General features: G+C 68.2%; 10 protein-coding genes. 4 read left to right on the top strand and 6 right to left on the bottom strand.

Translation table 11 applies throughout. The annotated features are described in order from the left end of the window. Positions 1-6: 6 nt before the first annotated feature. From AB0P25_RS07525 to AB0P25_RS07510, 4 genes are all read left to right on the top strand, one after another. Positions 7-588, top strand: coding sequence for a R3H domain-containing nucleic acid-binding protein (locus AB0P25_RS07525; RefSeq protein WP_363806396.1), 582 nt, complete (start codon positions 7-9; stop codon positions 586-588). A 14-nt stretch (positions 589-602) separates the two neighbouring features. Continuing rightward, positions 603-1,229 carry a 16S rRNA (guanine(527)-N(7))-methyltransferase RsmG gene (rsmG, locus tag AB0P25_RS07520; protein WP_363806395.1) on the top strand — a complete coding sequence of 209 codons (627 nt, stop codon included), beginning with the start codon at positions 603-605 and terminating at the stop codon, positions 1,227-1,229. 1,691 nt (positions 1,230-2,920) lie between these two features. Beyond that, a complete protein-coding gene (locus tag AB0P25_RS07515; RefSeq protein WP_064110456.1) occupies positions 2,921-3,814 on the top strand; it encodes an AAA family ATPase in 894 nt (297 codons plus the stop codon). Continuing rightward, positions 3,814-4,776 (top strand): ParB/RepB/Spo0J family partition protein, encoded by a 963-nt coding sequence (locus AB0P25_RS07510; RefSeq protein WP_363806394.1) that lies wholly within the window; start codon positions 3,814-3,816, stop codon positions 4,774-4,776. The genes AB0P25_RS07515 and AB0P25_RS07510 overlap by 1 nt, the downstream gene beginning before the upstream one ends. On the opposite strand, the gene AB0P25_RS07505 is transcribed toward AB0P25_RS07510, so the two are convergent. From AB0P25_RS07505 to AB0P25_RS07480, 6 genes are all read right to left on the bottom strand, one after another. Further along, positions 4,777-5,733 carry a D-alanine--D-alanine ligase gene (locus AB0P25_RS07505; protein WP_363806393.1) on the bottom strand — a complete coding sequence of 319 codons (957 nt, stop codon included), beginning with the start codon at positions 5,731-5,733 and terminating at the stop codon, positions 4,777-4,779. Positions 5,734-5,767: 34 nt separating this feature from the next. Then, complete coding sequence (locus AB0P25_RS07500) at positions 5,768-7,093, bottom strand: PLP-dependent aminotransferase family protein (protein ID WP_363806392.1); 1,326 nt, start codon at positions 7,091-7,093, stop codon at positions 5,768-5,770. A gap of 138 nt (positions 7,094-7,231) precedes the next feature. Further along, the gene (trxA, locus tag AB0P25_RS07495; protein ID WP_020076187.1) at positions 7,232-7,558 is read right to left on the bottom strand and encodes a thioredoxin; all 327 of its coding nucleotides are present in this window, start codon (positions 7,556-7,558) and stop codon (positions 7,232-7,234) included. Between the two features lie 14 nt (positions 7,559-7,572). Then, entirely contained in the window at positions 7,573-8,559 is a 987-nt protein-coding gene (gene trxB, locus AB0P25_RS07490) for a thioredoxin-disulfide reductase (protein ID WP_363806391.1), read from the bottom strand. A gap of 82 nt (positions 8,560-8,641) precedes the next feature. Continuing rightward, positions 8,642-10,249, bottom strand: a complete 1,608-nt coding sequence (murJ, locus tag AB0P25_RS07485; protein WP_363806390.1) for a murein biosynthesis integral membrane protein MurJ — start codon at positions 10,247-10,249, stop codon at positions 8,642-8,644. Then, complete coding sequence (locus AB0P25_RS07480) at positions 10,242-12,464, bottom strand: DUF6049 family protein (protein ID WP_363806389.1); 2,223 nt, start codon at positions 12,462-12,464, stop codon at positions 10,242-10,244. The genes murJ and AB0P25_RS07480 overlap by 8 nt, the downstream gene beginning before the upstream one ends. Positions 12,465-12,487: the final 23 nt, after the last annotated feature.

Below are 12,487 nucleotides of genomic sequence, written 5' to 3'. Positions count from 1 at the left end.
GCACCGATGACCGACCTTCAGACCTCCTCCCCCGAGCCCGCCGATCTCACCGGTGTGGACACCGCCGCGCCGGTGGATACCTCCGATGCTGTTGACGCATCCGGCGCCGAGGACGCGGCGGCTACCGAGCCGGCCGACCTCGATCGTGAGGGCGACATCGCTGCCGACTACATCGAGGAGCTTCTGGACATCGCCGATATCGACGGCGACATCGACATCGACACCCGCAACGGTCGTGCCTACATTTCGGTGAACGCCGAGGACGGCACCAACCTGTCGCTCCTGGCGAAGGCGGACACCGTCGCCGCCCTCCAGGAGCTGACCCGCCTGGCCGTGCAGAACCAGACCGGCGGATACTCCCGGCTCATCCTGGACATCGCCGGCTCGCGCGATGCCCGCCAGGCCGAGCTCGGCGTTCTGGTCGACCGTGCGATCACCAAGCTCGACGAGGGTGCCGCCGAGGCGGCCCTCCCCCCGATGTCCTCATATGAGCGCAAGCTCGTGCACGACATCGTCTCCGAGCGCGGCTATGTCTCCAACTCGCGCGGCGAGGGACGAGACCGCCACACCGTCATCACTGCCGCGTAGTTTCACGTGAAACAGTGACCGACGTCGAAACCGAACCGGACGCCGCCGCCGCGCTCTTCGGCGATCGCATCGAGGTCGCCCGCCGCTTCACTCAGAACCTGGCAGACCAGGGCGAGGAGCGCGGCCTCATCGGACCGCTCGAGCTCCCCCGCCTGTGGTCGCGCCACATCCTGAACTGCGCGATCGTGGCTCCCCTTCTGCGACTCGGCCTGGTCGGCGACGTCGGCAGCGGTGCCGGACTCCCCGGGCTGGTGCTCGCCATCGCCCGACCGGATGTCTCGTTCGTTCTGATCGAGCCCATGGAGCGTCGGATCGCCTGGCTCAGCGAGCAAGTGGCCGACCTCGGACTCGACAACGTTCAGGTGCTCCGCGCCCGCGCCGAGGACGTGAGGCTCGACGTACCGTTGGACCAGGTCACTGCGCGGGCGGTGAGCGCCTTCCGGAAGCTCCTTCCGTTGACCGCTCCCCTGCTCAGGGACGGCGGCGAGCTCGTGCTGATGAAGGGCGCCGGCGCCCCGGCCGAGGTGGAGGCGGCGACCAAGGAGATCCGCACCTTCAAGGTGCACGATATCGAGGTGCTGACCCTCGGTGAGGGTGTGCTGGACGAGGTCACACGCGTCATTCGGGCGACCGTACGCTAGATTCGGGCCGCCGGACTCCGGCTTAGAAGGCGTCTCCGGGCTCTGGAGCACGCGCTTCGGTTCGCTGAGAGCCGTTCTAAGCGCTGCTCGGAGTTGTCGGCCGACTCGATTTCGGCACGTGCGGCGTCTGATTCGGGGCCGTGACGGTGGTAGTTCGGGCTGCGGGCGATGGCCACGGCCGTTCTGCCCGTCGGTGCGCCCGACGACCGAGGGTGCTTACCGATGAGCCAACGCACTGAATTGCTCTGGATGCGCCGGTGGCGGTTCACGCGGGTGGAGGAGCGAGCGCGGATGGTCGCCTTGAGGCCTGCCGGGTAGGTCGGTCGCGGCATGGCATACCCCGAGCTGGGTGACGCCCCCATCGTCCGCGCGGGCGGATGCTGCTCCATCGCGGCCAGTGGGCAAAGTGCGCTGCAAATCGAGAGGTCGCAGCCGCCGACCGCATGAGCCGACGCCCGAGTACCGACTGGGCGACGCTGCGAGGGGACTGTTTCATATGAAACGAATCCCAGCCTGGACTCGCGCACCCTCACGCTGTTGCTCACCCGCTACCGAGTCGCCGATGCCCGAGATGCGCAGCTCACCGCTAGGTCGCGACCACCACCTCATATCCGCCCCGTTGATGGAGTTTCTTCCTACAACGATGACGTAAGAGGTCTGCGAGTACGTCTCGGGTGGATCGCGCAGTGGTGCCCTTCGGTCGGCAGGGCCGCTCACCTCTATCAACCGGGCCGTTTCAGGTGAAACGCGGGCTAGCGCGCTCGTTCGGCACCGGGTCGTCGTCACTCCCCCGCAAAACCCCCACGCTTCCGAAAACTAGGCAGCTTGTCCGACTTAGGCCGCGAGGAGTCGGCACTGCGCGAAGTCGGTTTCACGTGAAACTATGCGTGGCGGGACCGCACTCACACGCGACCCTAGGCTCCCTGCTTTCTGCTGAGCACGGCACGGCCATCGTTGGCTCAGACGCGACGCTTACGACGTAGTAACGCCCCAACGACGCGGAAATCGCGCCACGGCCAGCTAGCTCGGCGAGCTCATGGTTGTATCGGAGCCCTGCCGCCGCCAGTATGTTCGCGCGAATCGATGCCGGTGCTGATCTCCGACGCCTGAACCTGCTCGAAGTAAGCAATCGCACTGTTTCACGTGAAACGAGCCCGGACGTAGCCGCCGCACGGAAGCCAACTGGCCTTGACCGATCCGCCGGTTTCACATGGACGCCGCGGGGCGGCACGTCGGCACTCAACACCCTTGGCCGGGACTAAGCCAACGGTTTCACGTGAAACGGTGCTGAGTTGGACCGCGGGGCCACGGACCTCGGCTGCAACCGATCCAACGGTGCACGCGAAACGCCGCGGAGCCGCAGCCCGGGGACCGAGGTCGCCGGAAGCAACCGTTCCGACCGTTTCGCCTCCAACGAGTGGACTCAGCTCGCCTACCGCCATCGTTCGTGAGCGCTCCTGCAACGCCTGCACGTTTCACGTGAAACGCACCAATTCGCACGCACTCCCACGCGCAACGCGCGCCGTGTAAAGAGGCGTCGGATGCTCGGGTTAGAGTTGAACATCGGGTGCGCTGCGCGTGTGCCGAACGACCGACCCAGAGCCGGTGCGAAGCACCAAGGAGCGACGAGGTTTCACGTGAAACAACCCCACGCCGATGACCGCGGCGGAGTAGGTGAGATCGGGAGCGAGATGGAGACGGAGACGCCGGTGGCATTCGACGGGACCACTCCCCTCGCCCAAGAGATTCAGGATCTCGCGCGCCGCCGGCAGGCGATTGCGGCTACCACCCTCCCCCTCCCCTCGAAGACTCGTATCTTCACCATCTCCAACCAGAAGGGTGGCGTCGGGAAGACCACCACGGTTGTTAATCTCAGCGCAGCGCTGGCGAAGTCGGGAGCGCGCGTACTGGTCATCGATCTGGACCCGCAGGGCAACGCATCCACGGCCCTCAGCGTCGAGCACCGCGAAGGCACGCCGAGCGTCTACGACGTCGTCGTGAACGACCGGGAGCTCGAGGAGGTCATCCAGAAGAGCCCCGAGTTTGACGGACTATTCGTCATCCCGGCCACCATCGACCTCGCCGGCGCCGAGATTGAACTGGTGTCGATGGTCGCGCGCGAGCAGCGGCTCTCGCGCGCGCTCGGCCGCTTCCTCGACGAGTACGACATCGACTACGTGCTCATCGACTGCCCTCCCTCCCTCGGGCTGCTCACGATCAACGCGTTCGTGGCCGCGACCGAGGTGCTTATCCCCATCCAGTGCGAGTACTACGCCCTCGAGGGACTGAGCCAGCTGCTCAAGAACATCCAGCTGATCGAGCGGCACCTGAATCCCAAGCTTCGCGTCTCGACCATCCTGTTGACGATGTACGACTCGCGCACCAATCTGGCCCACCAGGTCGCCGCCGATGTTCGTGAGCACTTCCCCAACGAGGTGCTGGACACGATCATCCCCCGCTCCGTCCGCATCTCCGAGGCACCGAGCTACGGACAGAGCGTCATCAGCTACGACACCAACTCCAGCGGCTCTCTCTCCTACATGGAGGCGGCCGCAGAAATCGCACGCAGAGGAGTACCCCGCTAATGGCAGCGAAGCGCACCGGACTGGGCCGAGGCATCGGCGCCCTCATCCCCACCAGCGACCAGGCCAGCCGGCCGGTGGACGTGTTCTTCCCCGACAACTCGGCGGGGATGGGGACGGCGACTGCCGTCGCAGAGCGGCCGGACGACCTCGTCGCGGTGCCCGGCGCCCGGCTCGCCAGCCTCTCCCCTGACGACATCATCCCGAACCGCGCGCAGCCCCGAACCGAGTTCGACCGCGAAGCGCTCGACGAGCTGGTCGCCAGCATCCGCGAGGTCGGCGTGCTGCAGCCCGTCGTCGTGCGTCCGCTCTCGGACGACCCGGGACGCTACGAGCTCATCATGGGCGAGCGTCGACTCCGCGCCACCAAGGAGCTCGGCCTCGACACCATCCCCGCGGTCATCAAGGACACCGCCGATGAGGACATGCTCCGGGATGCGCTGCTCGAGAACCTGCACCGAAGTCAGCTGAATCCGCTCGAAGAGGCGTCTGCCTATCAGCAGCTCCTCGCCGACTTCGGGATCACGCAGGAAGAACTGGCCACCCGCATCGGCCGCTCGCGCCCGCAGATCACCAACACCATCCGACTGCTCAAGCTGCCGGCCGTCGTCCAGGCTCGTGTCGCCGCCGGCGTGCTCAGCGCGGGTCACGCCCGAGCGATCCTGTCGCTCGGCGACGACCACGAGGCGATGATCCGGCTCGCAGACAAGATCGTCAACGAGGACCTTTCGGTCCGACAGGCAGAGGCGGCCGCCAGCAAGACGCCGAAGCCGGCCCGTCAGAAAGCGACGGCCGGACGCCACCGCGGACACCTCGACGAGATCGCGGGCACCCTCGGCGACCGCCTCAATACCCGCGTGAAGATCACCCTCGGAGCAAGAAAAGGCCAGATCGTGGTCGATTTCGCGACGATTCAGGACCTCAACCGCATCCTCGAGGAGATCGGCCAGCCCAGCTACAGCTGATCAGGCGTCGGCGATCGCCGCGCGAGCCAGCGCGGCGTAGATGTCGCCCGGCTCGCGACCGGAAGCGGTGATCGCCTGGGGCATGATCGACGTCTCGGTGAGCCCGGGAAGCACGTTCGCTTCGAGGAACCACGGCGTCCCCGCCGCGTCCACGATCAGGTCGATGCGGGACAGATGCCGCAGGCCCAGCGCGATGTGGGCGTTCACGGCCGCCTCGGCGACAGCCTGCGAGATCTGCTCATCCAGCCGCGCGGGCACGTAGAACCGCGTCTCCCCCGCGTTGTACCGCGCGTCGAACGTGTACGCGCCCTCGACCGGCTCGATCTCGACAGCCGGCAGCGCGGAGGGGCCATCCCCCGTGTCCACCACCGCGACCGACACCTCCACCCCATCGGCCTTCTGCTCGATCAGGGCGACGTCGGAGTAGGTGTACGCGTCGACCATCGCGCGCGGAAGCTCCTCGGCGGAGGTGACGATCGTGACACCCTGCGCCGACCCTCCCTGGGCCGGCTTGACCACGACGGGAAGGGCCAGCCCCGCGAGCACCGTCTCGAGCACGCTCCCCGCGCCGAGCTCGCGGAAGGTCTCCTGCGGAAGGGTCACCGACGCCGGAGTGGCGACGCCGGCGCGCGCCACGATCGTCTTGGCAGTCGGCTTCGACCAGGCGAGCCGGGATGCGGCCGCACGGGATCCGACGAACGGGACGCCCGTCAGCTCCAGGAGCCCACGCAGGGCACCGTCCTCACCGCTCGCCCCATGCAGCGCGGGCCACACCACATCGGGACGGCTCTCGTCAAGGAACGCGAGCAGCGAGGCATCGGGGTCGCGGAGCGAAACCCGGTGGCCCAGCGCGTTCAGGCCGTCCGCGACCCGGCGGCCGCTGCGCAGGGACACATCGCGCTCGTGCGAGATGCCGCCAGCGAGAACGACGATGTCCAGTACGTCATTTTGTGCCATGATCAGGTCTTTCTCGTCGCTAGGGACTGGCTCGTCAGCGGAGGTCGGTGGGAGGGTTGGCGCTGGTCCGGCTGCGGCGCCGCGATGCGTCGAGGGGACCGGTGCCGGCGAAGGTGTCCAGCAGGTCCTGCTCCCCGCCGATCACGTTGGCGAGCCGGCGAACGCCGACCCGGATGTTCTCGGGCGTCGGGTAGCAGAACGACAGACGGATGTTCTGGGCGCCCGATCCATCGGCGAAGAACGCGGTACCCGGCGTGTAGGCCACGAGCTCGGTGACCGCGCGCGGAAGCATCGCCTTGGAGTCGAGGTGCGGAGGCAGGGTGACCCACACGTAGAACCCGCCGTTGGGGTCGGTCCAGCTGAGCTCGGGCAGGTGCTCCGACAGCGCCGACACCATCGCCTCCTTGCGCTCGCGGTACACGCCGCGGAAGGTGTCGATCTGACCCTTCCAGTCGGCGTCGCTGAGGTACTGGGAGATCACCAGCTGACTGAACGAGCTCGGGCTCAGGACCGCCGCCTCGTTGGCGAGGATGAGCTTCTCGCGGATGGCGTGCGGCGCGAGCGCCCAGCCCACCCGGAAACCGGGGGCGAGCGTCTTCGAGAACGTGCCCAGGTACACGACGCCGTCCTTCTCGACCGAACGCATGGCCGCCGGGGGCTTCTCGTCGAAGTACAGCAGCCCGTAGGGGTTGTCCTCCAGCACGAGGATGTCGTTCTGGCGCGCGATCTCCAGGATTTCCAGGCGGCGTTCCCAGGTGAGGGTCACACCGGCGGGGTTGTGGAAGGTCGGCACCGTGTAAAGGAACTTGAGGGTTCGCCCTGCGGCCTTGAGCCGGGCGATGTGCTCACGCAGCGCCTCGGGGATGAGGCCGTGCTCATCGGAGGGGACGTGGTCGACCTCGGCCTGGTAGGACTTGAAGATGACCATCGCGGTCACGTAGCTGGGGCCCTCGGCGAGCACCACATCCCCCGGATCGAGGAAGAGCTTGCTGAACAGCTCCAGCGCGTGCTGCGAGCCGGTCGTCACGATGACGTCGTCGGCGCTCCCGCTGATCCCTTCGAGCGCCATCACATCGAGGATCTGCTCGCGAAGGGCCGGAACGCCCTGGCCGGAGCCGTACTGCAGCGCGACGGCGCCCTGCTCGCGCATGACCCGGTCCATCGCCCCGACCACGAGGTCCTGCGGGAGGGCGGACACGTACGGCATGCCGCCGGCCAGCGAGACCACCTCGGGGCGGCTGGCGACAGCGAACAGGGCTCGGACCTCACTGGCGGCCAGGCCGCTGGTGCGCTGCGCGTAGTGGTTGTACCACGGGTCCAGATTGTTGCCCCGCTGCTGCGAGGTCCCCTGTTCGATCACGTGTGGATTCCGTTTCTCTGCCGTTCAGCAATGCTATGGGGGCGGTGCACCGGCGGGAAAATCGGTGACCGTCAGCGGGTACGAAAAAGACCCGCCCGGCGGATGAGCGCCGGACGGGTCTGAAGAGGACGGGTCGCGCTACGCGAGGTAGGCGGCCAGGTCGGCCTCGAGGGCGGGCTTCGGCTTGGCGCCGATGACGGTCTTGACGACCTCGCCACCCTGGTACACCTTCATCGCGGGGATGGAGGTGATCTGGTACTTCGCAGCGGTCTGCGGGTTCTCGTCGACGTTGAGCTTGACGATCTCGATCTTGTCGGCGTGCTCGGAGGCGATCTGGTCGAGGATCGGGCCGACGGCGCGACACGGACCGCACCACTCAGCCCAGAAGTCCACGAGGATGGTCTTCTCGCTGTTGAGGACGTCCTGCTCGAAGCTGGAGTCCGTGACCGAACGTGCTGCTGACATTGTCTTGTTTCTCCTTATGCGGTGGTCGTGAGTTCGAGGTCACCCGACGCGCCATCCGCTGCGCTGTCGAGCAAGTTCTGAGGGAGCGTGGTCAGGTAGTGCTCCGCGTCGAGCGCGGCGACAGTACCGGACGCCGCGGCGGTGACCGCCTGGCGGTAGGTGGGGTCGATGACGTCGCCCGCGGCGAAGACGCCCGGCAGGTTGGTCTTCGAGGTGCGGCCCTGAACGGCGATCGTACCCTCCGGGGTCAGGTCGAGCTGGCCGTGGACCAGGTGGACGCGCGGGTCGTTGCCGATCGCGATGAAGAGGCCCTGCAGGTGCAGCTCGCTCTCCTCGCCGGTGACCAGGTTGCGCAGCTTCACATCCTGCACCTGCTCGTCGCCGCCGATGCCGATGACCTCGGAGTTCCAGATGAACTCGATCTTCTCGTTGGCGAACGCGCGGTCCTGCATGATCTTGGAGGCGCGGAGGCTGTCGCGGCGGTGGATGATGTACACCTTGTCGGCGAAGCGCGTGAGGAACGTGGCCTCCTCCATCGCGGAGTCGCCGCCGCCGACGACGGCGATCGTGCGCTGACGGAAGAAGAAGCCGTCGCAGGTGGCGCACCAGGACACGCCGTGCCCGGACAGTCGCTCCTCGTCGGCGAGACCCAGCTTGCGGTAGGCGGAGCCGGTCGCGAAGATCACGGCAAGCGCCTCGTGCACCGCGCCGGAGCCGAGGGTGACCTTCTTGACCTCGCCGGTCAGGTCGACCGAAACGACGTCGTCGAGCACGATCTCGGTGCCGAACTTCTCGGCCTGCGCCTGCATCTTGAACATGAGGTCCGGTCCCATGACCGCCTCGGGGAAGCCGGGGAAGTTCTCGACCTCGGTGGTGTTCATCAGCTCGCCGCCGGCCTCGACGGAGGAGGCGATCAGCAGCGGCTTGAGGTTGGCGCGGGCCGCGTAGATGGCCGCGGTGTAACCGGCAGGGCCGGAACCGATGATGATGATCTGCCGCACAGCGGAACTCCTGATCTGTCCTGACACCTTCGTCTGGAGGCGTCGACCTGTAGAACACATCCTAGGCGGATGCTATTCCGTGTCACCTGGACGCGCGAGCACGGCCTCGGAGCCGGTTCAGGACGGGGGCGATTCCGGCCTCCAGGTCGGGCGAGCGGAGGATGACGAGGAACCCCACGTACACAACCAGCATGACGACGCCGATGACGGCTGTCGCGATGATGGCGGCGACAGGGCCGCTGACCGGGAAGGCGCCCTGGCCGACGCCGCCGAGGATGACGAGGAACCCGGCGCCCGCGGCGATGGAGGCGAGGCCGGCGAGCACGAAGCGCCACAGCGAACCGAGGATGCGGGTGCCGTCCACTCCCCCGGTGCGCCGCCGGAGCAGCGCGAAGGCGAGGACCGCCTGAACGACGCTGGCGATCGACACGACCAGAGCGACCGACGCCGCTCGCGTCTCCGGCGGCGCCAGGAAGCACAGCAGCACGCCGACGATGATCACGGCCACCTGGGCGAGCGTGAAGAGGAACGGCGTGCGTGTGTCCCCCAGCGAGTAGAACGCCCGCTGCGCCATGAACACCAGCGAGAACGGGACGAGGCCGACGAGGTACGCGATGAGGACGAGACCCATGGCCTGGTAGTCCTGGGTGAACACGCGCGCGATGGGGTACGCCGTCACGATCAGAGCCGCCGACGAGAACACGATGAGGAACATGATCGAGCGGGCGGCGGAGGAGAAGTCCTGCCGGAAGTCCTGGATGGATCCGCGATGCGCGTGCTCGGCCATCCGCGTGTAGAAGGCCGTGACGATCGAGACGGCGATGATGCCGTGCGGCAGCATGAAGATGAGCCACGCGTTCTGCATGGCGAAGGAGCCGGCATAGGCGGCGCCCGCCGAGTTCGAGACGTTCAGTTCGATGACGCCGGCGACCTGCGTCGCGATCAGCATCGCGAACGTCCAGCCGGCCGCCTTCCCGGCGGTGCCCAGTTCGACGCCCCGCCAACCGAAGTCGAAGCGGAAGCGCAGCCCGACGCGGCGCCAGAAGACGAAGAGGATGAGCGCCTGGGCCGCGATGCCGAGCGTCGCTCCCCCGGCGAGGAGTGCGATCATCCCGAACGACCACTGGCTATGGGGGTTACCAGTCGCGAAGGCCCCGAACGCCAGGATGAAGGCCCCCAGCATGGCGATGGCGACGATGTTGTTGACGACGGGAGCCCACGTGAACGGGCCGAAGGACTTGCGGGCGTTGAGCACTTCGCCCAGCAGCGTGTACAGCCCGAGGAAGAAGATCTGCGGCAGCGACCAGTAGGCGAACGCCGTGGCCAGCGCACGCTGGGACTCCGGCACGCCGAACAGCGCGACGAGCACGGGCGCCAGGAAGGTCGCGACGAGGGCGACGGCCGCGAAGACGACCATCCCGAGCGTGACGAGCTTGTTGATGTACGCGCGGCCGCCGTCGGGGTTGACCGAGGCGCGCACGATCTGCGGCACCAGGATGGCGTTGAGGATGCCCTGCGCGATGATCGCGTACAGGCTGTTGGGGATGGCGGTGGCCGTGCCGTACGCGTTCGCGGCGAAGGAGACGACGCCGATCGCCTGGACCAGCAGCCATGCCTTCGCGAAGCCCAGGAGACGCGAGACCAGTGTCCCGGACGCGAGAAGCGCGCTCGCGCGGCCGACGCTAGCCATCGGAGCCCTCGGCCTTCGCAGGTTCCGTCTCCGTGTCCTCGGCGCCCTTCGACCGCCGGCGCAGGATGTTGCGCACGATCCCGAAGCCGAACAGCAGCACGAGCAGGATGCCGAAGATCAGCGCGCCGATGCCCTCCCAGTCGGCGTGCACGTCCACGGTCACCGATGTCGGGTCGCCGATCGGCACCCCGGTCGGGCTGTAGAGCTGCAGCGAGAGCACGACCTGGCCGTTGCCGACCTTCGCCTTCACCGGGATGAGGACCGTCGCGCGGGAGTCCTTGAGGATCCGCTTGGTCGTCGACTGGTCGACCTCGAGCCGGCTGTTCGACGGGGATGCGGTGAGCACGATGGTCGCCGCGTCGTCGGGCAGCTCATTGCTCACCGTGAACGGGATGGAGCCCTGCGCGCTGACCAGGTTGACGTTCTCGGTGGGCAGGATGTGGATGGAGTGGAGGGTGTCGACCGTCGCCTTGCGAGAGGCCGTCACCGCCGCGGGCCAGTCCGCTCGCGGGTTCTGCCACGACACCGCGAGCAGCGTGAGCAGTTCCGACCGGGTGCGGCCGGTCAGCCGCGTCGGGTCGTCCAGCACCGTGGCGAACTGGCCGAGCGACCCTTCGTCCTGCACCAGCGCCCGGATGTTCGCGATGCGGTCGGCGGCCTCCGGTGCGTCCACCAGGTCGAGACCGGCGCTCGCGGGGGCCTGCGCCACCGACGAGAACGACGCCGGGGCCGACCAGGGCGACGAGAACAGGGCGTTCAGCGTCCGCTCGAGCTGCGTACCGCTCGACGGCCAGGAGCGGTCGAGGGCGACGAGCAGGCGGCGTGCGTCGCCGGACTCCTGGCTGATCAGCTCCAGCTGCGCGTTGACCTTCGTCATCGCGGAGTTCCACGCGATGTCGCTCGGCGCGGAGACGGCCTGCGCCAGGGCGTCGCTGAGGGTCTGGTCCGACTGCAGGATGCGGTCGTTGCCGCCGCCGACGGGAGCGGACGGGGTCGTCGCCAGGTCGGAGGCGTTCGTGTTGTTGCCGGACACGATCGTCGTCGTCAGCCCCGCCGCCGCCAGGGGCGCGAGGTCGGCCCGCCGCACGGTCTTGTCGCCCGGCCACGTGATCCCGGTGAGGGTGTAGTCCCAGGCGAGCAGCGTCGTCAGGTCGGGGACCACCGGACCGGGCGTCGCCGTGGGCGAGGGCGTCGGCGAGGCGGTCGAGTGCGGAGTGGGCGCCGGGCTCGCCGTGGACGGCTCGCCGACCGGCGTGGGCGCCGGCGTGAAGTTCTTGGGGTCGATCGCGTAGGCGAGCGAAGTGGGCGCCAGCGGGGCGGGGAGCCCGGCCTGGATCTGGCCGACCGCGTCCGCATCCGCGTAACCGAGAGAGAAGGTGTCGTTCGGGAGCTCGGAGAGGCGCGTCAGCCAGTCCACCGCGCTCGCCGGAGCGGCGTTGCCGAGAACCCGGATGGACGCGATGATCATCGGGTCGATTCCGACGGTCACCGTGGTGTGGCCGACCAGGCCGTCGAGTTCACGGGTCAGGATGCCGTTCGGCGCCGTATAGGTCGTGAGATCGTCGGCGGCGATCAATCCGTCCGAGCCCGAGGGCGTGACGATCGGCAGGGCGACGTTGATGCTCGACTGGGTCGCGCTGCCGCCCGGGTACCAGACGACCGAGCCCCGCGGGTCGGCCTGCGCCTGTCCCGCCCGCGCGGTCGCGCCCATCCCGAAGACCGCCGAAGACGTGCGGGTCGCGAACGGGAGCGAGGCGGCGGGGACGGTCATCCGCACCACCGTGCTCGATCCCGGTTCGAGGGAGTTGAGCTGCGCCTGGCCGACCGCCACGGCGTCCGCCGGCTTGTCCGTGGAGGCGAGCCAGGTCGCGAGAGCCTTGCGTCCCTCCTGCGGCGACGGGTCGATCCACAGGCTGACCGATCCGGACGTGTAGGCCGTGTCGGTCGGATTCGACACCGTGACCGAGACGCCGAGGTCTTTGCCCGCGGTGACCACTCCCCCGTCGTCAGCGGTCAGCGTGGCGGTGAGTGCGGAGCCCGAAGCGGATGCGGAGGGCGCAGGAGTCGGGGTCGGCGTCGCGGCTGTCGCCGGCAGGGACGAGCCCGACACGGCGGTCAGCGCCGCCAGCGCTCCGACGGCGGCAGTGGCGGCCAGCAGGCGCACACGGGCGCGGAACGACGCACCCCCGCGGAGGGTGGAGGAGGCTGCGCTCATGCGTCGACGCGCGATCCCGACTC

It is taken from the genome of Leifsonia sp. NPDC077715, assembly GCF_040686855.1.
Lineage (GTDB): Bacteria > Actinomycetota > Actinomycetes > Actinomycetales > Microbacteriaceae > Leifsonia.
Note: the sequence above shows the minus strand (reverse complement) of the source record. Positions and strands in the feature narration are given on the sequence as shown.

Coding starts and splice junctions, on each gene's coding strand:
- AB0P25_RS07505 (WP_363806393.1), bottom strand. CDS start 5,733: ATGGCACAAAATGACGTACTGGACATCGTCGTTCTCGCTGGCGGCATC.
- AB0P25_RS07510 (WP_363806394.1), top strand. CDS start 3,814: ATGGCAGCGAAGCGCACCGGACTGGGCCGAGGCATCGGCGCCCTCATC.
- murJ (WP_363806390.1), bottom strand. CDS start 10,249: ATGGCTAGCGTCGGCCGCGCGAGCGCGCTTCTCGCGTCCGGGACACTG.
- AB0P25_RS07515 (WP_064110456.1), top strand. CDS start 2,921: ATGGAGACGGAGACGCCGGTGGCATTCGACGGGACCACTCCCCTCGCC.
- AB0P25_RS07525 (WP_363806396.1), top strand. CDS start 7: ATGACCGACCTTCAGACCTCCTCCCCCGAGCCCGCCGATCTCACCGGT.
- trxA (WP_020076187.1), bottom strand. CDS start 7,558: ATGTCAGCAGCACGTTCGGTCACGGACTCCAGCTTCGAGCAGGACGTC.
- AB0P25_RS07480 (WP_363806389.1), bottom strand. CDS start 12,464: ATGAGCGCAGCCTCCTCCACCCTCCGCGGGGGTGCGTCGTTCCGCGCC.